This is a genomic window from Telluria sp. Soil_C_11 (genome assembly GCF_057657395.1).
Map to the genome: position 1 here is coordinate 52,302 of NZ_JBDGIN010000016.1, position 20,970 is coordinate 73,271.

The 20,970-nt window shown below is 62.1% G+C and carries 27 protein-coding genes; 22 read left to right on the top strand and 5 right to left on the bottom strand.

All coding sequences use genetic code 11. The features are described 5' to 3' along the window. Positions 1-3 precede the first annotated feature (3 nt). Positions 4-378 (bottom strand): hypothetical protein, encoded by a 375-nt coding sequence (locus tag AC3A6M_RS20520; protein ID WP_487854569.1) that lies wholly within the window; start codon positions 376-378, stop codon positions 4-6. Between the two features lie 244 nt (positions 379-622). On the opposite strand from AC3A6M_RS20520, the gene AC3A6M_RS20525 reads away from it, so the two are divergent. Next, on the top strand, positions 623-961 hold the full coding sequence (locus AC3A6M_RS20525) for a hypothetical protein (RefSeq protein ID WP_487854570.1): 339 nt from the start codon (positions 623-625) through the stop codon (positions 959-961). A gap of 85 nt (positions 962-1,046) precedes the next feature. Here the strand turns inward: AC3A6M_RS20525 and AC3A6M_RS20530 are convergent, their stop codons facing one another. The 4 genes from AC3A6M_RS20530 to AC3A6M_RS20545 are packed head-to-tail and all read right to left on the bottom strand — an operon-like array spanning position 1,047 to position 4,023. Next, positions 1,047-1,418 (bottom strand): TrfB-related DNA-binding protein, encoded by a 372-nt coding sequence (locus tag AC3A6M_RS20530; RefSeq protein WP_487854571.1) that lies wholly within the window; start codon positions 1,416-1,418, stop codon positions 1,047-1,049. Between the two features lie 48 nt (positions 1,419-1,466). Continuing rightward, positions 1,467-2,759: a ParB/RepB/Spo0J family partition protein gene (locus AC3A6M_RS20535; RefSeq protein WP_487854572.1), complete on the bottom strand. Its 1,293-nt coding sequence runs from the start codon at positions 2,757-2,759 to the stop codon at positions 1,467-1,469. A gap of 10 nt (positions 2,760-2,769) precedes the next feature. After that, positions 2,770-3,585, bottom strand: coding sequence for an AAA family ATPase (locus AC3A6M_RS20540; RefSeq protein WP_314542666.1), 816 nt, complete (start codon positions 3,583-3,585; stop codon positions 2,770-2,772). A 12-nt stretch (positions 3,586-3,597) separates the two neighbouring features. Continuing rightward, positions 3,598-4,023 (bottom strand): hypothetical protein, encoded by a 426-nt coding sequence (locus AC3A6M_RS20545; protein ID WP_487854573.1) that lies wholly within the window; start codon positions 4,021-4,023, stop codon positions 3,598-3,600. Positions 4,024-4,299: 276 nt separating this feature from the next. On the opposite strand from AC3A6M_RS20545, the gene AC3A6M_RS20550 reads away from it, so the two are divergent. The 21 genes from AC3A6M_RS20550 to AC3A6M_RS20650 all read left to right on the top strand — a co-directional run bounded on the left by AC3A6M_RS20550 (position 4,300) and on the right by AC3A6M_RS20650 (position 20,954). Continuing rightward, complete coding sequence (locus AC3A6M_RS20550; protein WP_487854574.1) at positions 4,300-4,950, top strand: response regulator; 651 nt, start codon at positions 4,300-4,302, stop codon at positions 4,948-4,950. Between the two features lie 7 nt (positions 4,951-4,957). After that, a complete protein-coding gene (locus AC3A6M_RS20555) occupies positions 4,958-5,839 on the top strand; it encodes a CPBP family intramembrane glutamic endopeptidase (RefSeq protein ID WP_487854575.1) in 882 nt (293 codons plus the stop codon). 4 nt (positions 5,840-5,843) lie between these two features. After that, the gene (locus AC3A6M_RS20560; protein ID WP_487854576.1) at positions 5,844-7,976 is read left to right on the top strand and encodes a TonB-dependent receptor plug domain-containing protein; all 2,133 of its coding nucleotides are present in this window, start codon (positions 5,844-5,846) and stop codon (positions 7,974-7,976) included. 60 nt (positions 7,977-8,036) lie between these two features. Beyond that, positions 8,037-8,969, top strand: coding sequence for a hypothetical protein (locus AC3A6M_RS20565; protein WP_487854577.1), 933 nt, complete (start codon positions 8,037-8,039; stop codon positions 8,967-8,969). A gap of 4 nt (positions 8,970-8,973) precedes the next feature. After that, on the top strand, positions 8,974-10,503 hold the full coding sequence (locus tag AC3A6M_RS20570; protein ID WP_487854578.1) for an ATP-binding protein: 1,530 nt from the start codon (positions 8,974-8,976) through the stop codon (positions 10,501-10,503). A gap of 302 nt (positions 10,504-10,805) precedes the next feature. Further along, the gene (locus AC3A6M_RS20575) at positions 10,806-11,135 is read left to right on the top strand and encodes a hypothetical protein (RefSeq protein WP_487854579.1); all 330 of its coding nucleotides are present in this window, start codon (positions 10,806-10,808) and stop codon (positions 11,133-11,135) included. A 9-nt stretch (positions 11,136-11,144) separates the two neighbouring features. Further along, the gene (locus AC3A6M_RS20580; RefSeq protein ID WP_487854580.1) at positions 11,145-11,753 is read left to right on the top strand and encodes a hypothetical protein; all 609 of its coding nucleotides are present in this window, start codon (positions 11,145-11,147) and stop codon (positions 11,751-11,753) included. An 8-nt stretch (positions 11,754-11,761) separates the two neighbouring features. Continuing rightward, on the top strand, positions 11,762-12,451 hold the full coding sequence (locus AC3A6M_RS20585) for a DsbC family protein (RefSeq protein WP_487854581.1): 690 nt from the start codon (positions 11,762-11,764) through the stop codon (positions 12,449-12,451). Beyond that, complete coding sequence (locus tag AC3A6M_RS20590; RefSeq protein ID WP_487854582.1) at positions 12,448-12,975, top strand: hypothetical protein; 528 nt, start codon at positions 12,448-12,450, stop codon at positions 12,973-12,975. The genes AC3A6M_RS20585 and AC3A6M_RS20590 overlap by 4 nt, the downstream gene beginning before the upstream one ends. A 10-nt stretch (positions 12,976-12,985) precedes the next feature. Continuing rightward, positions 12,986-13,225 carry a hypothetical protein gene (locus tag AC3A6M_RS20595; protein WP_047824873.1) on the top strand — a complete coding sequence of 80 codons (240 nt, stop codon included), beginning with the start codon at positions 12,986-12,988 and terminating at the stop codon, positions 13,223-13,225. Further along, entirely contained in the window at positions 13,210-13,746 is a 537-nt protein-coding gene (locus AC3A6M_RS20600; protein ID WP_487854583.1) for a transglycosylase SLT domain-containing protein, read from the top strand. Before AC3A6M_RS20595 ends, AC3A6M_RS20600 begins: the two co-directional genes overlap by 16 nt. After that, positions 13,743-14,396 (top strand): conjugal transfer protein, encoded by a 654-nt coding sequence (locus AC3A6M_RS20605; RefSeq protein ID WP_487854584.1) that lies wholly within the window; start codon positions 13,743-13,745, stop codon positions 14,394-14,396. Before AC3A6M_RS20600 ends, AC3A6M_RS20605 begins: the two co-directional genes overlap by 4 nt. Beyond that, positions 14,393-15,427 (top strand): TraU family protein, encoded by a 1,035-nt coding sequence (locus AC3A6M_RS20610; protein ID WP_487854585.1) that lies wholly within the window; start codon positions 14,393-14,395, stop codon positions 15,425-15,427. The genes AC3A6M_RS20605 and AC3A6M_RS20610 overlap by 4 nt, the downstream gene beginning before the upstream one ends. A 4-nt stretch (positions 15,428-15,431) precedes the next feature. After that, a complete protein-coding gene (locus AC3A6M_RS20615; RefSeq protein WP_487854586.1) occupies positions 15,432-15,914 on the top strand; it encodes a TrbC family F-type conjugative pilus assembly protein in 483 nt (160 codons plus the stop codon). 111 nt (positions 15,915-16,025) lie between these two features. Further along, positions 16,026-16,436 carry a hypothetical protein gene (locus tag AC3A6M_RS20620; RefSeq protein ID WP_487854587.1) on the top strand — a complete coding sequence of 137 codons (411 nt, stop codon included), beginning with the start codon at positions 16,026-16,028 and terminating at the stop codon, positions 16,434-16,436. Further along, the gene (locus tag AC3A6M_RS20625) at positions 16,433-16,876 is read left to right on the top strand and encodes a hypothetical protein (RefSeq protein WP_314542637.1); all 444 of its coding nucleotides are present in this window, start codon (positions 16,433-16,435) and stop codon (positions 16,874-16,876) included. Before AC3A6M_RS20620 ends, AC3A6M_RS20625 begins: the two co-directional genes overlap by 4 nt. A gap of 14 nt (positions 16,877-16,890) precedes the next feature. Next, the gene (locus AC3A6M_RS20630) at positions 16,891-17,487 is read left to right on the top strand and encodes a TraE/TraK family type IV conjugative transfer system protein (protein WP_487854588.1); all 597 of its coding nucleotides are present in this window, start codon (positions 16,891-16,893) and stop codon (positions 17,485-17,487) included. Beyond that, positions 17,484-18,515, top strand: coding sequence for a hypothetical protein (locus tag AC3A6M_RS20635; protein WP_487854589.1), 1,032 nt, complete (start codon positions 17,484-17,486; stop codon positions 18,513-18,515). Before AC3A6M_RS20630 ends, AC3A6M_RS20635 begins: the two co-directional genes overlap by 4 nt. Position 18,516: 1 nt before the next feature. Beyond that, on the top strand, positions 18,517-19,887 hold the full coding sequence (locus AC3A6M_RS20640; RefSeq protein ID WP_487854590.1) for a TraB/VirB10 family protein: 1,371 nt from the start codon (positions 18,517-18,519) through the stop codon (positions 19,885-19,887). Further along, positions 19,887-20,543, top strand: coding sequence for a TraV family lipoprotein (locus AC3A6M_RS20645; protein WP_487854591.1), 657 nt, complete (start codon positions 19,887-19,889; stop codon positions 20,541-20,543). The genes AC3A6M_RS20640 and AC3A6M_RS20645 overlap by 1 nt, the downstream gene beginning before the upstream one ends. Further along, positions 20,544-20,954 carry a hypothetical protein gene (locus tag AC3A6M_RS20650; RefSeq protein ID WP_156328189.1) on the top strand — a complete coding sequence of 137 codons (411 nt, stop codon included), beginning with the start codon at positions 20,544-20,546 and terminating at the stop codon, positions 20,952-20,954. Positions 20,955-20,970: the final 16 nt, after the last annotated feature.

The following is a 20,970-nucleotide window of genomic DNA, read 5'->3' on the forward strand; positions in this document are numbered from 1 at the left end:
TGCTTAGTTTGGTTGCGGGGCTGGACGGAGCGCTGCGTGCGCCTGGCGAAGTCTTTCCGCCACCCTTGCATATCGAGGCGGCGCCGCGGCCGGCCGGTATTGCGTGGCATCGACGCCATAAGACCGGATGCGGGCTTTTGTTTGCAGGAAGCTGTCGGCCGCGCCGATCGACGGGAACACGCGTCGCTTCTGCTCGCCGGCCGCGTTGCGCGCCGCGAGCTGCATCCGGACCTGCCCGAACGTCGCCTCGATCACGTAGCCGCCTTCTACGCCTAGTACCACCGGTGCTGATAACGCGCCTGCTTCGGCTGCTTCGCGAAACGTCTTGGACATGATGAGTTCTGTCATCGGATCACCCCTATTGATATCTTGGCTCATTCTATCTAATGGAGTGATAAAGTCAACAATGAAGCGAAATGTCGCTCTTGGTTTTCAGAAAGGAAATTATTACAATCAAGGCAAGCGAAGCGCGTCAGGGCGGAGCCGAACGTCGCGATGAGGCGGTGGGTAAATCGGGGATCGGCATGCCGATTGTCCACTGGCAGTCCAGTGGACAACCGATTTATCCACGGGCGAACGCGGGAGTGGCCCGCTGCCCGAATGTACCGTTCTAGAAAAGAAAGTGAACGGAGCCAGCGAAGCAAATTTCGATGATCACCCGTTGTCCGGGCTGGGTGCGTACGTCGACCAGGTCGATCGGAGGATCGCGCGGCTTGAGCTGGCCGTGATGGGCGACGCTCGGCGACAACTCGAAACCATTGCACACTCGGTGCGCGTGCCGCTGGCGGATCTGCTCGGCCGCGCGGAACGCAAGGGCAGGGTAGGGCGCTACCGCTACGCCAACCCGGCATATCCGCCGGCAGAATCGAATGGATTCGGACGAAAGCCGAAGTGCGCAGTGCGGTGGATCGAGGCTGGCAAGTCACTGGAGGCTTACGCGCCTGAGGGAGATCTGCTATGATCGCCCCATCTCCGGGGGCTTCGGCTTCTTGGTGATGATGGTACCGAAACGCCCGGCCTGCTCGCTGGGCGTTTCACTTTGTGGGTTAGCCCAGCTGAGTCTTTGCCTTGGCGACCGCGCTCACGAGGAGCTCGGTGACCTGTTCCACCTGCGATTCGTTCTTCGACTCCTTGAGCGCCTTGACCAGCTCGTCAAGCTGCAGCGCGAGTTTTTCAGGTAGATCCATGTCGAGCGACACCCATCCGAAACCTCCCTCACGATCCTCGAAGTACGCCTTTTCGATGACGCCCACGGCCAGACTGACTCGTTGAGGCGTCATGCCGTGGCGGGCGGCCACCCCTGTTGGCGTGCCGCCGTCAACGAGCACTTCGCGCGCAAGTTGCTTGGCGCGTTCCTTCAGGCGCGTGCCGTCAGCCAGGCGGTCGAAGTCTTGGAGAGTCAATCGCTTCAATCTCATGTTCTAACCCTAGTCGAGGGAAAAAGCGCCGCCGAAGCGGCGTGTAAGTCAGAAACGCCAGTCCTTCGGCATTGGCGCCACCGGCGTGCGCGTCGCTGTCCAATCGTCGGATCCCTTTGAATCGGCTGCAGGATGCAGCTTGTCCCAAAGTTCTTGCGGTTTCGCGGTCCGCAGCTCGGTGATCGTCCGCTGCAGGTAGCGCTGGGCTCGGGTTTCTCCCAGGGCAGCGAGAACCGGCAGGGCGATCGTTTGAAACAGGCTCCACATCGCCCATTCGGTCTGGTTCATGTCGGCGCCAAGCTCGCTGAGCTCGGTCTGCACGTCCTTCAGCAGACCGTGGTTGGCGACGCTGTTTTGGAACAGGGTGACCATTTGGTCGAGGACCAGCGCCTGTTCATTGGTGATGCGAGGCCCTTCATCCGACTGTGTCCGTTGCGCGACCTGGTGGTCGTGCGCCTCGCCGGTTTTGGGGGCGGCCGCATCGCCAGCAGTAGCCGAGGTGGTAGTCAACGTAGCGCGACCACTTCCGGCATGCGCCGTGCCTCCAGTCTCCCGGGCCGGCGCGGCGGGCACGGGCCCGGCCTTGGTGGCCTGGGCCTGGCGCGGACCCGCCTTCTCCTTCGCCGACGTGTTGCTGAGCGCCTTCCTGCGGTCGTTGCGTTGCTTCTCTTCGTCCTTCCATTCCTTCACCAGTTTGACCTTCCCCCGCACTTCGTCGCGGGACAGGGGAACGCCGTCGCGGAGGCTCTTCTCGAGCCGGGCATATTCCTGTTCGTCCAGCTGGTGGAGCTGGTTGAGGCTGTGCGCCACCTCGAGGTCGTTCGAGACGCCGTCCTGCAGCAGCTTCCGGACCGGCTCCGCGTACTTCAGCACAGCGGTGCGTTTGCTGATCCAGCCCTCCGAGCGATTCCAGATCTGCTGGGCGACTTCGAAGCCATACTTTTCGACGTCTTCGGCAACACCCATCGCTTCGTCGAACGCAGTGATGTCCTCGCGTTCCATGTTTTCCGAAACCTGGATGCGGCGGATTTCCCACGCTGACAAATTGTGCTTGACCCGGGCCGGCACTGTTTTCAGTTCGTTCGCGAAGGCGCCGCGGATGCGGTATTCGCCGGCAATGAGGTCGTACCGGCCGTCCGGTTTCGCGTGCAGGACAAGTGACTGATTGATGCCCTGAGCCGCGATGGACGCGTTGATCGACGCTTGCTTCACCGGGTTGAACTGGGTACGCACCTGCGGATTTATGTCGATCAAGTCGACAGGGATTTCCTGATCACCCCTTTGCGTGGCACTTTGCACGACACCGGCAAAAGCCTTCAGATTCATATTCGATTTGGCCATTGGTTACCTCTTACAAGCCCATGCGATTTGCGATGCAGGCACAAACTGCCATCATTTCCTTGGCCGCGACACTGCGGCTCATAGTACCGGCTTCGGTGCGCCACACCGGGCGGTCTTTCGCGACATCGATGGCCGCGCGTTCGTAAAGTTCTACCGGCAAGACGCCATCGCCCCAGGTTTCGCGCATTTCCTGCAGCGTAGTGCGGTGGAATGCCCGTTTTTTGTCGATTTGGTTAGGAAGCACGCCGAGCGAAGCCAGGCGCGGGTTGGTCCCGCGCTCGGCGACGCGGCGTACATTGGTGAAGAAGCCCATCAGTCCCTCGACGGCGTCGCGATCAGGCTTACAAGGCGAAACCGCGAAATCCGACACGGACAACGCAACGACCAGCAGGCCGGATACCGAAGGTCCCGTGTCGATGATCGCGACATCGTAGTCGTTGGCGAGCGCGGCAAAACGCTCCTGGCCTGTCGCGACTACCGCGTCCAGATCCGCGCGCTCGACGTCCAACATACCGGCGTCGGCGCCGATGAGGAACGCGTTTTCTCCCACCTGCAGCGGTTGTGCCACGTTGTCGGGCGTGAACAGGCCAGAAGCCACCAACGCGTCTTTAGGCAGCGCCGGCCGTCCAAAGTCATCCTCGGGCAATTTGATCCCGTTCGCTGCCGCCATGTTCAGCATCGTTCGCGTGAAGTTGCCCTGGATGTCCAGGTCGATCCCGAGGGTTCGCTTGCCCTTCTCGACAAAGTGCCAAAACTGGTGCCTGGACGTGGTCGTTTTACCGATACCGCCTTTTTGATTGGCAAAAGTTACGCTTTTCATCATCATGAGACGCTCTCTTCAGTTAAACGACGCGGCAGGAACGACGCTCCGGAAGGCGAACTGCAGGTTCACCAGGATCCCTAGCCAATTGACAGCGAACGAGTTTAACGGAAGGCGTCGGGATTGTGGGTAAATAGTTTCATATTGGATAGATTCTTGTCCGGACTCGGTCTGGCATGCGATCAGGCATGCAGTGCGCGCTTTGCGATCCAGCTTGAACTTCATCCATTGGGTCCGCTGTTCGATGCCGTGCGCGACTTCGTCCTTCATCAGCTCGAGCTCGAGCATGTCTCCCTCGCAGGACGAGACGCTGCAGAACAAGGCCAGGTCTGCCGGCGTTTTGGGCGGGGCGTAGAAGGCGGCGCCGAAAGCCGAGATGTTCGGAAGATCTGGAATCAGGTCTTCGAAGCGGGAAAACATGCGCGAATACAGATCGGTTTTCATGAGAATCTCCTGGATGATGGTTAGAGCTCGGCCGTACTTTCGCGCGCGAAAGTGGGGTGCGTCTGCTCACGCATGACCCGACGAGCTGACGCTATGTTACGTCTAAATCTATTTAACGTCAATAGATTTGAGGTGCCGACGTTTAGGCGAAAGCAACAAGGCTCATTATTAGCTTTGAGCCAATAGTGCCGAGTGTTAGAATTCGTGTAACAGAACAGTGGCAATGAAATTGCTATCGGTCGGCAAACCAGACGCCACGCCATTTCGGGGATGCACTTGAAGAACGAGCCCACGCGGACGACGGTATTACTCGCAGACGATCACCAGATTGTTCGGACCGGCATTGCCACTGCCCTGGAAAAGCGCGGTATTACGGTGATCGGGCAGGCGAAGAGTGCTGAGGAGGTCTTGCCGCTGTACCAGCAGACGAAGCCTGACGTCGTTTTGCTTGACATGCGCTTCGGCGAAAAAATGACCGGTTTTGACGTCGCGGCCGACCTGCTGAGGGCGGATCCGAATGCACGCATCGTGTTCTGCAGCCAGTTTGACCAAAACACGCTCATCAAGCGGACCTATGACGTCGGCGCCCTGGCGTTCGTGAACAAGGATTGCGAAGAGACCGAGCTTGCCGACGCCGTGCAACATGCCCGGGACGGGAAGCTGTATTTCCAGCCGCGTATCGCTGATCGCATGGCGAAGCTCCAGGTGCGCGGGGAGCGTACGCCGTTTTCGTCGTTGACCGAGCGGGAGCTTGAAATCGCTAAGCTGATGGCCAAGGGAATGACCATCGCGGAAATCGCCGAGGACCAGAAGCTCTCGCCGAAGACCGTTTCGAACGCCAGCATGACCATCAAGGAGAAGCTCGGCATTTCCCGCCCTGCCGAACTGACCATGCTGGCGGCGAAACACCATCTCATCGATTTGTGAAGCCTCGATGTCGCTCAGCTGGGACTTCATACTGACATTCGGGACTCTGGCCGCGGCAGTCCTGGCGCTCTGGTTGCCAGCACCGGAGATCCGCGGCTCCCGAACCTGGCTCTGGGCGCCCATCCTGGCCCTGGCGTGCCTGGCTGGCATGGCGACGGGCTTCCTGACCTGGCAGGCGCCGTGCTGGCTTGCACTCTATGCGACGCTCGCGATCGCGGGCCGTGAGGCCTCTTTACCCTGGCTGCGTGTGCCGTTGCTGCTGGCGACCTGGGTCGCACCCTTCATGTTCGCCGCGCACCGTTTTCCCGGGTTCGCCAACCCTACGCTGGTCGACCAGGTCCATTTTTCCGCAGACGCGGCCGCCTACAGCATACGTGCCAACTTCGACATGGCAGCGGTCGGCGTGATCCTCGCTGGCGTATTTTGCCAGCGGCTACGCGAACCGGGCGAGTGGGCCCAGATGCTCCGACGGGTATGGCCGGTAACGGCGCTGACGGTTGTCGTCGTGCTCGGGATTGGCATGCTCCTCGGCTACGTACGCCCGGACTTGAAATGGACCCCTTATTCGGTTTTTTTCCTGGCCTCGAACCTGCTGTTCACCTGCGTGACGGAAGAGGCGTTCTTCCGCGGCTTCACGCTCGCCGGCCTTGCGCGGCTGACGTCGAGCTGGCGTTTCGGCACGGTGTTCTCGGCAGTCGTCTCGGCGGTCCTGTTCGGGATAGCACATGTCAAGGGCGGCCCGCTGCTGATCGTTCTGGCGACGGTCGCGGGCCTGCACTACGGGGCGGCTTACCTTGTCTCGAGGCGCCTCGAAGGCGCAATCCTCACGCACTTCGCGCTCAATGCGGTCCACTTCGTCGCTTTCACCTATCCCAACTTGTCAAGCTAACCTCATGAACGGAACCCCTCGCCTCCTCGCCGTTGGTGCGCTCGCGTTGCTCGCCAACAGCCCTTCTCTTGCAAGAACCAATGACGATCCACTTTCCGACGACGTGTCGGTCGTGTTGACGCCGACACGCCTGAAGCAGTCGTTAGCGGACGTACCCGGCAGCGTCACCGTCATCTCGGCCGATATGCTCGATAAGTACGGAATCCGCTCGGTTCCTGAAGCGCTGCGCCTGGTTCCGGGCATGGAGGTCACGCAGCTGACGAACAGCGACTACCGCATCAACTATCACGGAACCAACATCTACTCGCCGCGGCGCCTGAACGTCTTGATCGACGGGGTGTCCGCCTACCGCTCGGCGTTCGCTCGCGTCGACTGGGCCGCGCTGCCGGTTTCGATCGACGACATCCAGCGGATCGAGGTGACGCGTGGGCCGAACAGTGCGTCCTATGGTCCGAACTCGATGGAAGCCGTCGTGAACATCATCACCAAGGACCCTCAGGCGGTGGACGGCGCCGCGGTGCGGGCGACCGCCGGGTCGCGCGATCTTGGCGAGGGCTATGCGCGCTATGCCGGCTCGATCGGCGCTACGCGTCTGCGGCTCTCGGCCGAGCATACGGAAAACAAGGGATTCGATCGCGTCACCAGTTTTGGCAACTCCGGAGCGTTCCCGGACCACGACGGGATCAGGACCGACCGCTTTAACTGGCGATCGACCACCGAGTTGACGGCGCAGGATCAGGTCGACCTGCAGTTCTCGCTGGTGAACAGCAAGCAGCAACAAGTCGTCGCCGACCAGTACCAGGTAACGTATCCCGACGTCGGTCTCAGGGAGCGCGACCTTAGCCTGACCTGGCGCCATACCGTATCCGCGAACCAGGAGTTCAGGGTGCAGGCGTACCAGTCCGAGCACAAGAACCGCGAAGGCTGGACCGAATGCATTCCGGCGTTCGCGTTCCTCCCCGAACTCGGGGCGCTGTGGCGCGCCAATCCGGATTACGTGCGCACCATCATCGCGGGCGGCCAGCCCAGCGGCGGCTCTGCGCAGGACAATGCCCTTTTGCTGCAGGCGCTCATCGCGATCCGTTTGCGCGGCGCCGCGGCCCTGCAGACTACGTGCGGCAACACGAACAACGACTACAGCGAGCGTCGGCGTGACATCGAGCTGCAGCACACCTACGTCTTCTCGAATGCGCTGCGCGTCGTCAGCGGCCTCGGCCTGCGCCGCGACCAAGCCGCTAGCGCGACCTACCTTGGGGGAACCGTCGGCAACACGACCTGGCGCGCATTCGCGAACGTCGAATACCGCCCATTCGAGACCATGAGCGTCAACGCTGGCGGGTTCTACCAGAAGGACGATCTGACCGGATCCTCTTTCTCCCCACGGGTCGCGCTCAACAAGCACCTGGACGCCAACAATACGGTGCGCTTCGTGGTATCGCGCGCCGACCGCATGCCGGACATTATCGAGCAGCGCGCAAACTGGTCCTACCTCACGACGAACATGACGCCGCCCGTGACGTCGTCCGGATCGGCCTACTTCGCGCAAAGCGCTCTGGCACGAGGGAACCTGGACGCCGAGAAGATGTTGTCTCGCGAGATCGGCTACAGCGGCAACTTCCCGCAATACGGCCTGATGGTGGACGCGAAGCTCTTTGACGACAACCTGACGAACCTGATCTCGGAACGGCTGACCCTCGATTCATTCTCCCCGACCAATCACGGTGAAGCACGCCTGCGCGGTGCCGAGATCCAGGCAGACCTCGACTTGACAACCGGGTGGAGCGTGCACGCCGGCTATACGCGCTTGAACAATCGCAGCAACGATCCGATGGAGCAGACGCAGTACTCGAAGAACAGTGCGCTTCTCGGCGTGGCCCGTTCTTTCGACAGCGGATGGCGCGCAGGCCTGTCGCTGTACTGGTCCGGTGCGGCGCCGAGCGGTCAAAGCCGTTACGGTCGCCAGGACCTTACCGTGTCGAAGACTTTCAGGATCGCGCGGGCGACGCTGACGCCGGTGCTCACGGTGAGCCACTTGAGTGACCGACTGACGACGTCGGTGTACGACATCGATCGCACCGTCGTGAACGGTTATTCCGATGCCACCCGTTACGCGGCGTCGATTCGCGTAAGCTACTGATCCGGCTGGTCGGCCGGCACTGACCATGCGGTGTAGTGTTTTCCGCCGAGCGCTACACGCATGAGTTCTTCCACCAAAGATCCCAGTCGGTCCCGCCGCTGGTGGCTGACACGCGCTGCAGGTGCCGCGCTGTGGATGGTCGCGCAATCTCGTGTCGTACAGGCGGCGCCGCGAGACCGCCGCGAGCTGGTGATCGCCGTGTCCGACGACGGCGAATCGACCCGAAAGGTCGTCGCCGACCTGCGCCGGCGCCTCCCCCGTGCGCAGGTCGGCGACGCCATGAGTCCGGCCACGCGCAAAGCCCTGGTCATTGCTGTCGGTCCAGCCGCCCTGCGCGCTGTGATGGCCGAGAATATCGAGGGACCGGTCATATCGGTCTTCACCTCGAGCCAGGTTTATCACTCGATCCTTGAGGCGGCCGGTGCGCGTCGGCCGCCATCGACGGCGGTCTATGCAGAACCGGCACCCGCCGCGCAGCTGCGGCTCGTGAACCTGCTGTTCAAGCGGCCGGTACGCACCACCGTCGTCCTCGGCGGGCGCACCGCCTTTCTGGAGCCGTCCCTACAGCGCGCGGCGGCCGCGACGAAGATTCCCCTTACAGTCGAAAAGTACGAACTCGACGACTCCGTCAGCCGGATCCTGAGCCGCTCCGTCGAGTCGCCGGCGATTCTGGCCATCCCGGACAGCCTGGTCTACAACAGCGACAACCTCCGCACGGTCCTGCTCACAACCTACCGCAACGGCCAGGCGGTCATCGGCTTCTCGGCAGCGCTGGTGCGCGCGGGCGCGCTTGCGACGACGTATTCCGAGGTCGAGGAGATCAACGCCCAGCTGGAGGAACTGGTGAGCGACTACGAAAGCACCGGCCGCTTGCCCGAGCCGCAATTCCCGAAGTATTTCCGAACCCTGATCAATGAAGACGTTGCGCGCTCGCTGAACCTGGTGGTCGACGAGACCGCGCGCCACTTCGCAAACAGCCCCGACAAGCGGTGACGCCATGATTTCATCGATTCGACGACGCGTGTGGACATCGGCCTGGAAGAACCGGACGATCAGCTGGCGGCTCAGCCTTATGGCCACCATTCCGCTGATGGTGATGGCGATCTTCGAGCTGGTCTACCTTTGGTACAACGGTCCCTACGAGGTGCGCAGCGATCTGCGGGAACATGGCGAGATCCTCGCGGCGGCGATTGCCGAAAACAGCGAGTACGGCCTTACGTCAGGCAATCTGAAGGACCTGGAGCGTACCGTGCGCAGCCTTGTCGCGGCCGACAAATGGATCTACCGGATCGATGTGGTCGACAGCGCGCGCAAACCACGCCTGTCGATACAGGCGAAGGATGGCCGACAGGCTGGTGGCGGCCGCTTCGACGCCCGGGTGTTTCGTCGTACGCTGCCAGTCGACGACTTCGGTAGCGACGAGCTACCTCATTTCTCGGGCGAGGCCCACGAGCGGGTCGAGACCACCGAGGTGATCGGCGAGGTGCATGTGCTGCTCTCCGAAGAGCCGGCCATCGCCAAGCAAAAGCGGCGTCTGCTGTTGCAGATGCTTCTCCTGGTCTTCGCGGTGCCTCTGAGCGTCTGGGTGGCCACCCTGCTCGGCAAAGCGCTTCACAGGCCGATGAACACGGCGATCCGGGCGTTGCGGGATGTCCGCGGCGGCGACTACTCCGTACAGCTCGACGTCGACGACGGCGGCGAGATGGGCGAACTGCTGGACGCCATCAACGACATGTCCCGAAGTCTCGACGAAGCGAAGCGCAACCTCGAAGGCAAGGTGCTGGCACGCACGCGGGATCTGGAGGCGTCTCGGAATGAGGCGCTCAAGGCTGACGCCGAGAAGCGCAGGCTGATTCAGAAGGTGGACTCCGCCGTCGAGGACGAGCGCAAGAGTATCGCGGTCGAAATCCATGATGAACTGAATGCGACCTTGCTGGGTGCTCGCTATAGCTCCAGACGGATCCTGGACATGGCGAGCGCGCTTCCCGCGAGCCATGAAACTGCCGTCATCAAGGAAAGTGCGGAAACGATCGACCGCATCTCGGCGCAGCTCTACACGAGCGCGCGCAAGATCGTCCGTCGCCTCCGGCCGGAAGTGCTGGATATGCTCGGGCTCGAGGGGGCAGTGGAAGAGATGTTGCAAACCTATGAATCGGCTCCGGGGGCGCCGTCCTTCACCTTCAATCACGCTGGCGACTTCAGCCAGGTGGAAGGTGCACTCGCGATCGCCGCTTATCGCCTGATTCAGGAATGCGTGTCCAACGTGGTCAAGCATGCTCAGGCCAAGGACGTCGTCGTCATGGCGAAAGTGCGGATCAGCCAGGATGCGCGGGTGCTGCGACTGGGCGTGATCGACGACGGCATTGGGTTCGAACCCGATGGCGTGCAGGAAGGCATTGGGCTGATTGGCATGAAGGAGCGGGTCTACGCGTTTGGCGGCACGCTGCGGATCAAAACCGGGCAGGGCGCCGGCACCCATATCGAAATCGAGTTGCCGTTGAACACCGACACTTCAACAAAGGATTAGGAAATTGTTTGGAGGAACAACATGTTAAATGATGAATAACAATATGCGAAAAAAATGTGTATTTTATTCTAATATCCTGATTGAAATTGCCTTGGTTGCTACTATAGAATTGCAACATGGTTGCTAACGCATTTCCCACAGTTTGCAATCGTGTTTCCCTCCAGGGCGCACGACTTCCCTTCCTGGCTACGCTTCGTTTGATAAAAAAATGCTCATTTCTTTAATTTTGATTGATTTTTTCACCAATTAAAATTAAACTTTTCTTCGTCGGACCGCTAACCCGTTGGTCTTGCGAGGAAACCTTGAAAACGCCCGGTCCTACCCTTCAACGTTCTGAACGCCGACTGCTGGCATTCCTTTGCGTTGCGTTGGCATTCCTCCAGGTACTTGACCTGCACAGTAGTCTCCGAGCGGCCGACACCGGCCGGTCTGAAACCAATCCGATGATTCTCTGGGCGATTGCGCATATCGGCTTCGGCCCTGGCGTATTCGTGTTCAAGGCCTCGGCGCTCCTGATCCTCGCGCTGTACTACCGCGTCGTCAGTGGCTTCGACCGGATGCTATGGCCGTCCATATCGCTTATTCCTGTCTGCGCCGCGTACATCGCGGTCGTGCTGAACAATTATTCGTAGAGGATGTGTATGTCGACTTTTCGCTGCTCGGCCGGGCACCAATCCGCACTGACCTTCTCGGGGGAGCAGGTCAGTCTGCCATGCCCGACATGCGGCACCGACGTCTACAAGTTCCGTGACGCGGTGTTGCATGACGAAGGCCTGCCGCCTGTGGCTGACGCCACAGGTACGCCTGCCACAGGCAAGAAGCGGTGGTCGCTCGAAATCCGCCGTGAAATGCGCGTCGCGTTGGGTGGCGGCGTGCTCCTGCTAGTTGCTGCCGCGTTTTTCGTGAAACGGCCGGCGCAGGCGCCTGTGGCGGCTTCGAGTACGCCGGTTCTGCCCGCGGTCGCGGTCCGCAAGGCGCCAAAGCCCGAGGATGTTTCGATCTCCGACTTCAGCGCGACGGCGAACGATGGCGGGGTCGTGAAAGTCAGCTTCCGCTTGAATAACCGTCCTGGAAATGACAACGACTATCCCGGGCTTGCCATCCACTGGCACGGGGTAGGCGGCGCTGATCAGCTGATCCGCCGCGACGCGTATGCCCACCCTTCCCTTCCCTTTACCACTGCCGACGTAACGCTCGAACTGGCCCGGCCGCAAGGCGCGACAGGCATCGACGTCAAGGTCGCCTACTGAGGAATCCCATGCGCAAATTGATACTCGCTCTTTCCCTGGCCTGCTGCGCACAAGCGCACGCGGACTTCCTGCAGGACCTGCACACGAAATATCCCCAGACCAAGGATGCCGTGGTCAAGAAGGCGTTCGGGAATTTCTATTCGATCGTGCGCGGCAACGAAATCATCTACATCAACGATGACTTGTCGATCCTGATTAACGGCGACGTGGTCGACCTGAAGGCGAACCGCTCGCTGACGAACACCCTGCGCGAGGCCAATCGACCGAAGTTCGACCTGTCGGACCTGCGCGAGTCTGACGCCATCAAGATGGGCAACGGCACGCGCAGGATCTTCGTTTTCTCTGACCCGGATTGCCCGTACTGCCGGCAACTGCAGGGCGAACTGGGCAAGCTCGAGAACGTGGCGGTCTTCGTCCTGCCTTTGCCGCTGACCGGCCTGCATCCAAACGCGGCAACGATCGCCGAGAACATCTGGTGCGCGGCCGACCGGTCGGCCGCGTGGAACGGCTACCTGCTGCGCGGGGTGAAGCCCGCCGAGAAGGCATGCAGCAATCCGCTCGTACGCAACGCCGCACTCGCGGCGAAATATCGCGTCCTTGGTACCCCGGCCATTGTCTTCGAGGATGGCTCGGTCGTCCCGGGCGCAGTGCCGGCATCGGCTATCGAAGCGCGTCTCGCGGCGCTGGCGAAGAAATGAAGCTCCTGTCCTGGCTCCCCTTCCTGAAGCGCGCCGATCCGGTGCCGCCGCCGCAGCCGGTCAACCTGGCGCTTGTGGCGTCGAGCTTCGACGACGTCGCGGAACCGCGCGACCACGCGTTGCTGGCCACTGCGCTGGGCTCGCTCAACGACCAGATGCACGAGGTGATCAACCGCAACGCCGACGGCGTCAACCGTGCGGCGATCAGCCTGCGGCGCGAGACCGACCTGTTGCTGTCGCTCGGAATCTCGGATCCGTTCGCCGGAAAAGCAGGCTCGTATGCCCAGATGGCGCTCGAGCTGGCGAATGCAGGGCGCGGGATGAACCTGCAAGCGCAGCCCCACGACCTGGGACCGCAGCAGCGCGCCGACCTGGTCGCCCGTGCGATGACGCTGATGCTTCGCGCTGAGATGCTGATGGCCGCCGCGAAGAAGAACAACCTGGCGAACATCGAGTCGGCGCTGGCCCGCCAGGAACAACTCATGCGCGGTGCCCGCACTGCGCTCGCGTGTCAACAAGCATAGGGAGGTGTTCATGAAGAATGTCGTCGGTCTTCTCCTCAACGAGTCGCGGCACAGCGCTTATCACCTGACGTCGATCGCCTTTTTCCTGCTCGGCTTCTTCGTGGCGCTGACGGCGACCGATCTCGGTCCGTTCGCTCCGCTATTGGTGTCGGGCGGGATCTATCTGGTGGCGTTCTCGATCACGCTGCAGCTGCTGTTCTGGCTGAAGGTCGCGCTGCGTAAGGTGTTATCGCCATGGCTCGCTACCTGATCGCAGTGCTGTGCATAGTCGCCTGCTCTGCAGCGCAGGCGGATTGCTTCGATCGCGCCGCCGCGCGCTTCAAGCTGAACGCCGATCTGCTGCGCGCGATGGCCGAGCAGGAATCTGGCAACCGAGAGGATGCTGTTGGGCCGCTGCTGGCCGACGGCAACCGCGCCCTCGGAAAACTGCAGGTCAACACGATCCATCTTCCCGAGCTGGCCAAGTATGGAGTCACCCGCGAGGACCTGATGACCGAATGCGGTAGCGTCTTCACCGGCGCCTGGATCTTCGCTGGATACGTGCGCCGGGTCGGTTACACCTGGCAGGCGGTCGGCATCTATAACACGGGGCCGGCGTCGAAGAATTATGCGGCACAGGCGCGCTATATCGCGGGCGTGCGACGCCGGTTCGAACGCCTCCAGCGCAAGCGCGCAGTCGCGGCGCAGCAGCTGGTGCAGCAACCAGTGCAGCAGCAGGTCCAGCAGCCGGTCCAGCTGGCGAGCAACATGGCCGTGTGGAGGAGCGAATGATGCGCGGGCTGGTCGTCTGCATGCTGCTGGCCGTGCCTTTGCTGGCGGGAGCGGAAAACCTTGGCGCACGCGGACGGACCGTGCCGGTCGACCGCGACGCCCGCGAACAGATGAAGGACAAGATCCGGCAGAAGGAAGCGAGCGGCGAGCTGGCGCGCTTCTGGGACGACTACCGCGCCAAGGTGATCGATGCGGTGAAGCACCCTGCCCCTCTGGGCGTGCCAACGGACGCGCGCGCGCGCACGGAGTTGCATCAGCTTCGCTTCGTCATGCCGCAGGACTACAGGGACGAGACGGGTCGCGTGGTGGTTCGCCGCGGGACCGTGATCGAACCGCTGAAGATTCAGCCCATGACGACCGGCCTCATTTTCATCGACGGCCGCGACGAAGCGCAAATCCAGTATGCGCTTGCCGCCGGCAGGCGCGAGCGGCTCAAGATCGTCCTGACGGCCGGTTCGCCGTATGACCTGCGGGTCAGGTTCCGGAACGTGGCTTGGAACGGGACGCCAACGGTCCCGTTCTACTTCGACCAGCGAAAGCTGATCATCAACCAACTGCAGCGCCTGTATGGAATCCAGCTTCGCAGCGTGCCTGCGAAGCTGACCCAGCAGGGATCGCAACTGCAGATCGAGTTCGGGATGCGCAAATGAAGAAGATTTTCGCTGCAGCGCTGGTCGCTGCGGGCGTCTTAGCGGGCTACTCGCAAGCCGAACCGGGCATCGGGGCAGTATGCACGGGAAAATTCCCGAACCTGATCACGGACGTTTGCTACGACTGCATGTTCCCGATCAGCCTGGCCGGCAATCTGATCAGCATCGGCGTTTCTGGAGACGATTACGACAGCGGCGCCGGCGCCTCGCCGGTCTGTGCATGCGTCTCGAATCTGTCGGTAGGGACGCCGATGAGCTTCTGGGAGCCGACGTTCATGGTCGACGTGACCAACAAGCCGGGATGCATGCCACTGCTCGGCGGAATCGACATCTCCACGCCGTTCAATTCGCTCGAGTACGGCGCCGAGCAGCGCAGCGCAGCACCGTCCGGCTCGCTCAGAAAGAGCGCCTTCATGCACGTGAACGAATATATCAATCCGGTGATGACAGCGTTGGGCGTGATCTCGGATTCGCCCTGCCTAGACCAGCGCGGTTTCGATGTCCCCTTCATCAGCTGGGCGGACCCGACCTGGAACGACGATGCGCTGGCCATGATTTTGACGCCCTACGGCTATGCATTCGCGGGGATTCCTTCGATCGCGGCCGAGGCGCCGGACGCGATTGCGGCGACCATCGGCTTCCCGACGGCGTCGCTGTTCTGGGTCGCCGGGGCATGGGGACCCATGTATCCGGTAACCGGCAACGTGGCCACCACCAATTCGCCGGAGCAGACCGCGCATCTGCTGACCGCTCGCCTGTTCGCAAAACTACACGCCGCGGGCGTCCAACAGTCGACAGCCGGCTTGGACGCGCTGCGTTCGTGCGGGGCGATGGGCCTGCCCGAATTCCTGATGGATAAGCGGCAGTACAAGACCAACCGCGTATTCCCCTTCTCCGACAACACCTGCACGCCGTTCGGGCGCCCGCTCCTCCTTCAAGAGAAGGGCGCAGCAAGGCCGCAGGACAAAGACTATGGCTACTTCATTTTCCGCAAGAAGGACTGCTGTGCGCCCGTCTACTCACCTCTGTAACGCCATGATTGGTGCCCTGCTCGGTGTGGCAGCGCCGCTGCACGCCCAGAGCCTGTTCGAGAGCATGCGAGCCGGCGCCGCCGAACAACCAGGCGGCTACGTCTTCGTTTCCGAACGCGTGACCGATACCGCGTTGATCCCCCTTGCGCGGGACGCCAGGGCGGCGGGGTTCACGATCGTGATCAACGGTTTCTGGGGCGATCTCAACGCCACGCGGCAGCGCGTGGCGCGGATCAATGAGGCGTGCTGCGGCAAGAATGGCGCGCGCTGGCAGATCAACCCGGTGCTGTTCCAGCGCTACCAGGTCACCGCGGTTCCGAGCTTCGTGATCTCGGTCGGTCCCGGTGACGCGCCGGCCGACTTCAGCAAGGTCGCCGGAGAGATGAGCGTTGCGAATGCGCTCAAGTTCTTCACGCAGCAATCGCGCGTGCCGGCAGTTCGCAAGGCGGCGCAGGCCGCGTACACGCGAGCCTTTGCGACACAATAGCTAAAAAGTTTAATTTTGATTGACTATTGAGCCAACTTAAATTAAAGTTCTTGTAAATTCTGCAAGGGAATGATGATGAGACTTTCCGCTTTTTTTCTCTCGATGGTATGCATGCCGGCCCTTGCCGCGCCGACCAGTTTTGCAGAGCGCGGCAGGTACGGCAGCGGCGCTGCCATCATCGAGCCGGCCTACGGCGGCGAATACGTCGTGGGCTCGCCGCAAGCCGATCGACGGGTGCGGGCAATGCCGATGCTTGTGCAGGCGCCGCAACGGCAGGCCTACGTGTTTTTTTCGGTGGAGGAGGAGCAGGCCCTGCTGAACTACCGCGACCAGCAGCTGGCGGCGCGTTTGAAGACGCACGTCGTCGCGTCGCGCAAGCGGCATGTGCGGGCCACGGCCAGCTTCGACTGGCCGAAGGTCGTGGTCCGCACGGACGAAATCTGCGTGCCGGAGCTGGCCAGCAGCGATGCCGTCGACTGGCGTGACCATCTGGTCTGCCATCGAGAAGGAGGCGTGAAATGAGCGACGAACTCGTTCCGAAGCACGGCAAGAAGGATGTCGCGTTCGCCGGCGCACAACTGTCGGATGCCTGGATCCTGATCGGATCGGTCTTCCTGGCCCTGTTCGTCGGCAGCACGGTCGGGTGGCTGGCCTACATCGGCATCCCGGTACTCGGTTTCGGTCTTACCAAGTTCTACATCCAGTGGAAGAGCAACAACCTGCCGGGATACCTCCGCGTGATCCTGTATCGCCTGGGCATCTCGGGTTACTCCCCGGCGTTCAACAGGAAGAAGAAGCGGTTCATCGGCGACAGCAAGGTCGTCAATCCGAGCGCGCTGCAGATCGGCGCGATCATGCGCGCGGAAGCCGCCTATCAGGCAGATGCGCTTGAGGCGGCGGATGCCGCGATCGACTTCTCCAAAGCGCCCGTCAATGACGACGCCAGCGAACTGGTGAGCTAACAGGACAAGACAGCATGGATATCTCGACTCGAACCGGAACCATCGCGGATCTGCAGGCCGCGAACAAATTCTACCGTTACTCCAACCTCGGCCTGGTGGGCGCCCTGCTGGTCGCCGTCATCTACATCTTCACCCAGGACAAGATCGTCCTGCAGCAGATACCTGGCATGTCGACGAATGCGGAATACAGCAAAAACGCGATGGACGTCGGCGCGCAGCGGGCGATCGTGCTGGCTGTGACGAACAACCTTGTCCAGGTCAATCCGTCGAACGCGTCGTACCAGAAGTTGTTCCTGCAGGCCTTCCTCGCACCGGCGGTGTACACGAAGGTGAGCGCCGAGATCGACGCCAAGGCCAAGCTTCTGGCCGACCAGCGTGAGCTCGGTTCCTATTACTTCGTCTTCCGTTCGCACCAGTACGACCCGAAGCTCAACAAGCACTTCGTGCTCGGCGAGGTCCATACCGTCAACGCCGCCAAGGATTCGGCCGAACCGTGGGTGTTCGAATATCCGGTCCACGTGGACAACTATCGCCTCGTCGTCGACGACATCGCGTCCTATAAGGGCGACAAGGCCCACAACTCAAGCTGGATGGAGGGACAGAAGCAATGAAACACGTCACGCCCATTTCCCTGATGCTGTTGGTCGGACTGGCAGCCGGAACCGCCCATGCGCAGCAGAGTGCCAGCGCTACCTTCGCCGCCGTCCCTTCGCATGCCAGCGCGTCCGGCACGTTCGGCGCCACCGCCGACCTGCCGCCGGCCAAGGCGACGAGCGACCAGTGCGAACGCACGGTGTCGGTACCGTGCGAACCGAAGCGGCCGCAGCCCCGGGTAAAAACCAGGACCGCCGTGCTCAAGAAGCCGGCTGCTCCGAAGTTCGACCCGCTCGCCGTGCATCCCGAGGCCGCGGTGAAGGATACCAAGGCGCCCGCAATCGAGCTGCCAGGCGTCATGAAGATCGCGGGCGCAGATGCGCATGCACTGGATTTCAGCCGTGCGCGCGTCATCGACGTCACCAACGCGGGGTCGCAGGTCGTCTATGTCAGCGCTGTCGACCGGAACCGGATCCAGCTGCCGTGGCCGAATCCGAAGGTCGTGGGTACGGACGAGATCACCATCGACAAGAGCCCGACCAGCAATAACGTCTACATGCAGTTCAAACCCGGCGTGAAGCGAGGCGTCACGGTGTCCTTCGAACAGCCCGACGGCTCCTCGGTCGTCGACCTGAAGCTGGAACCGAAGGACATCACCGGACAGGTGATCATCGTTCGCGATTCGATGGCGCGCGCCGGCGAGCAGAAGCCGCTCAAGGGCGGCGATTACGTGGCCGCCACCCAGTCCGTCATGGAGCAGGTCGCGCTCGGCGCGGCGCCGCAGGGTTACTCCCAGGCCGACCTCGCCGTCGGTCCGATTGCGATGAATGGCCTGGTGGTCACGCCGCAAAAGGTGTTCTCCTCGGCCGACCGGGACATCTACGTGTACGACGTGGCGAACCCCGGGCCACAGAAGGTGACGCTGCAGGAAAAGGAATTCGACGGCGAGAATGTCCTGGCCATTTCGATCTTTCCCAAGCCGATCCTCGCCGCGAACGAGCGGACCAAGGTCATCGTGTTGACCCGCAAGGCATCGGGAGGCTGACATGTCTGAGACCGGTCAAATCGCGAAATTCAAGCAGCAATGGCAGGATATGGACCCGAAGTTCAAGTGGGCCATGGGTGCCGCCGTTGTCGGCTGCGTAGTCATCATGATGGTCAAGTCCAAGGAGCGCGAGCAATACCGCCTGGAGGACCAGGCGCGCAAGACGGCGGTCGCGCAGCAGGTCGGCGCCCGCAACGGACAATCGCTGCCGAACAGCGCGAATAATTTCAGCGCCTTGCCGACAACCAACCGCAACCAGGGTCTGGAGGACTTGCTGGCCTCGCTCGACAAGGCACGCAGTGACGCGAAGGATGCGCAGGAGCGTTCCAAGAATCTCGATGAGCAGCTGCGCCGCGTGAACGAGCGCCTGTCCCAGATGGAGACGCGCGGCTCCGCATCCGCGCCGGGGCCAGCGCCCGCCTATGGTGCCGCCGCGGCGAGCGGCGGTGCGGGTAGCAATGCCGGCGGCTCCGGTGCGGCGTACGAAAACCTGCCGCCACCGGTGGACTTCGGCCAGCCCGGCGCCAATGCCGGCGCGAATGCCGGCAGCAAGACGGGTGACAAGAGCCCGTTCAGCGATGCGGGGTTCTCCCCCGACGCGCAGGCCGTCCAGGCGAAACCAACGGCGATGCGTGTCTGGGCGGCCGAAGCTGTCCCGGTCTCGTCCAAGCGGAAGGAGAGCGCGGCGCCGATGCTGACCGTTCCAATCAACTCGGCGCTCGAAAGCGTGATGCTCACCGGTATCAATGCGCGTTCGAACTCGGCGGGTGGCGGCGCGAGCGGAACGATCCTCTCCGCAAACAACGTCGGCGCCCCGTTCGTCAGCCGGCTGAAGGGAAATGCGATTCTGCCAAACGGCTGGAAGATCTCCGACTTCAACGACTGCTTCATCAGCGGTACCGGGATCGCCATTCTGTCGAGCGAACGCGCCAACGTGATCGCCAACGTAATGTCCTGCATCGACAAGCGCGGCAATGTTTACGAGGCGCCGATCAAAGCCTACGGCGTCGACCTCGACGGAATCCAGGGTATTTCCGGCCGGGTCGTGACCAAGCAAGGTTCGCTGCTGGCGAAGACGGCGCTGGCGGGCATCGCCAGCGGCCTGGGCAACGCATTCACCCCGACCGCCCTGCCGAGCTACAACCAGAACGCGCAAAGCGGTGACCGCCAGGGCATCCAATATCCGAATCCGAACCTGATCGCCGGTAGCGCACTGGGTGGTGGCGTGTCGGAAGCCGGACGGGCACTGAGCAAGTTCTACCTCGACTACGCGAAGGAAATGTTCCCGGTCATCGAAGTGAATGCCGGCACGCGGATCACCTGGATCCTGCAGGAGTCCGTCGAACTCAACCAGATGAAAAAGGCCGACTGATGAAATCCATTCATGCCCTGACGCTGGCTGCCACGATCGCGATGCTCGCCGGCTGCAGCTTCAACCCGATAGGCGAAAGCAAGTTCGACTGCAACCGCAAGGAAAACCCGTCCGAGTACTGCCGCTCCTTCAAGGCGCTCGAGAGGAGCACGAACGGTCCGCTTCCGGAAAGCCGCTTCGACAAGGAATTCAAGATGAGCGATTACGACCGCGCCACCGGCATCGCTCCCGACACCAAGGCGCCGGCGTCCAGCTCCGGCGCGGGAGTCTCCGCCGGACTTTTGCCGCACCAGCGGCTGAACGCCAGCAGCGAGCTGGTGGCCGGAATGCCGGTGCGTAAGGCGCCCGTCGTACAACGCGTCTACATCAAGCGCTTCGTCGACGAGAACGACAGCCTGCAGGAAGAGGCCATTGTCTACCGCGAGGTCAAGGGCGCGCGCTGGGCAGGCTTCGACGGTGCAGGCCAGGACAACCAAGTACCCGGTGCGTATCCGCATCGGGCAAAGAACAGCACCGCGGTGACGGCCGAAGTGGATGAGCCCTCCCCGCAGCAAACGAATCTTGCTCAGCCAGACAGCGGTATCGCTGGCGCGGCCGGGTCAGCAATGCCACCCGCTGGAAGTGGTGGCCTCAACGCTCCAAAAGCAGAAAGGTAATTGGCTATGAAACTCCTGAAAGGCAATCTGATGCAAGGCGCTGCTCGAGTCCTGGTGGCCGTCGCCGCTCCCGTCGCGGTCCTCGGCTCCATGGCCGCGATGAACAACGGCACGTCGCTGGCGGCCAACGAGTTCGCTCCTGTCGTGACCTGGCTGCGCGACATGCTGGCGAGCGACCTGACGATGGTCCTGGCCCTGGTGGTCCTGCTGGCCGGTATCTGGCAGCTGGCTCACGGTGGTGGCTACAAAACCGTCGGCGTCATCCTGGGCGTTCTGGCGATCGCGCTGGTCGGGCCGGGCGTGCTGACCACGATGTCGACCAGCATGCCGACCGCAGCACAGATGCAGTTGATCGCGCACGTCGACCAGGCTCCGGCAGCTGCACCGGTGAAGGTCCTCGTGGCCCGCTAAGGTCGTCCGCAGCTGG

Excerpts from the sequence above, each read along its gene's own strand:
- AC3A6M_RS20520 (WP_487854569.1), bottom strand. The coding sequence starts at position 378 with ATGAGCCAAGATATCAATAGGGGTGATCCGATGACAGAACTCATCATG.
- AC3A6M_RS20530 (WP_487854571.1), bottom strand. The coding sequence starts at position 1,418 with ATGAGATTGAAGCGATTGACTCTCCAAGACTTCGACCGCCTGGCTGAC.
- AC3A6M_RS20535 (WP_487854572.1), bottom strand. The coding sequence starts at position 2,759 with ATGGCCAAATCGAATATGAATCTGAAGGCTTTTGCCGGTGTCGTGCAA.
- AC3A6M_RS20540 (WP_314542666.1), bottom strand. The coding sequence starts at position 3,585 with ATGATGATGAAAAGCGTAACTTTTGCCAATCAAAAAGGCGGTATCGGT.
- AC3A6M_RS20545 (WP_487854573.1), bottom strand. The coding sequence starts at position 4,023 with ATGAAAACCGATCTGTATTCGCGCATGTTTTCCCGCTTCGAAGACCTG.
- AC3A6M_RS20555 (WP_487854575.1), top strand. The coding sequence starts at position 4,958 with ATGTCGCTCAGCTGGGACTTCATACTGACATTCGGGACTCTGGCCGCG.
- AC3A6M_RS20560 (WP_487854576.1), top strand. The coding sequence starts at position 5,844 with ATGAACGGAACCCCTCGCCTCCTCGCCGTTGGTGCGCTCGCGTTGCTC.
- AC3A6M_RS20565 (WP_487854577.1), top strand. The coding sequence starts at position 8,037 with ATGAGTTCTTCCACCAAAGATCCCAGTCGGTCCCGCCGCTGGTGGCTG.
- AC3A6M_RS20570 (WP_487854578.1), top strand. The coding sequence starts at position 8,974 with ATGATTTCATCGATTCGACGACGCGTGTGGACATCGGCCTGGAAGAAC.
- AC3A6M_RS20580 (WP_487854580.1), top strand. The coding sequence starts at position 11,145 with ATGTCGACTTTTCGCTGCTCGGCCGGGCACCAATCCGCACTGACCTTC.
- AC3A6M_RS20585 (WP_487854581.1), top strand. The coding sequence starts at position 11,762 with ATGCGCAAATTGATACTCGCTCTTTCCCTGGCCTGCTGCGCACAAGCG.
- AC3A6M_RS20590 (WP_487854582.1), top strand. The coding sequence starts at position 12,448 with ATGAAGCTCCTGTCCTGGCTCCCCTTCCTGAAGCGCGCCGATCCGGTG.
- AC3A6M_RS20595 (WP_047824873.1), top strand. The coding sequence starts at position 12,986 with ATGAAGAATGTCGTCGGTCTTCTCCTCAACGAGTCGCGGCACAGCGCT.
- AC3A6M_RS20600 (WP_487854583.1), top strand. The coding sequence starts at position 13,210 with ATGGCTCGCTACCTGATCGCAGTGCTGTGCATAGTCGCCTGCTCTGCA.
- AC3A6M_RS20605 (WP_487854584.1), top strand. The coding sequence starts at position 13,743 with ATGATGCGCGGGCTGGTCGTCTGCATGCTGCTGGCCGTGCCTTTGCTG.
- AC3A6M_RS20610 (WP_487854585.1), top strand. The coding sequence starts at position 14,393 with ATGAAGAAGATTTTCGCTGCAGCGCTGGTCGCTGCGGGCGTCTTAGCG.
- AC3A6M_RS20615 (WP_487854586.1), top strand. The coding sequence starts at position 15,432 with ATGATTGGTGCCCTGCTCGGTGTGGCAGCGCCGCTGCACGCCCAGAGC.
- AC3A6M_RS20620 (WP_487854587.1), top strand. The coding sequence starts at position 16,026 with ATGCCGGCCCTTGCCGCGCCGACCAGTTTTGCAGAGCGCGGCAGGTAC.
- AC3A6M_RS20625 (WP_314542637.1), top strand. The coding sequence starts at position 16,433 with ATGAGCGACGAACTCGTTCCGAAGCACGGCAAGAAGGATGTCGCGTTC.
- AC3A6M_RS20630 (WP_487854588.1), top strand. The coding sequence starts at position 16,891 with ATGGATATCTCGACTCGAACCGGAACCATCGCGGATCTGCAGGCCGCG.
- AC3A6M_RS20635 (WP_487854589.1), top strand. The coding sequence starts at position 17,484 with ATGAAACACGTCACGCCCATTTCCCTGATGCTGTTGGTCGGACTGGCA.
- AC3A6M_RS20640 (WP_487854590.1), top strand. The coding sequence starts at position 18,517 with ATGTCTGAGACCGGTCAAATCGCGAAATTCAAGCAGCAATGGCAGGAT.
- AC3A6M_RS20645 (WP_487854591.1), top strand. The coding sequence starts at position 19,887 with ATGAAATCCATTCATGCCCTGACGCTGGCTGCCACGATCGCGATGCTC.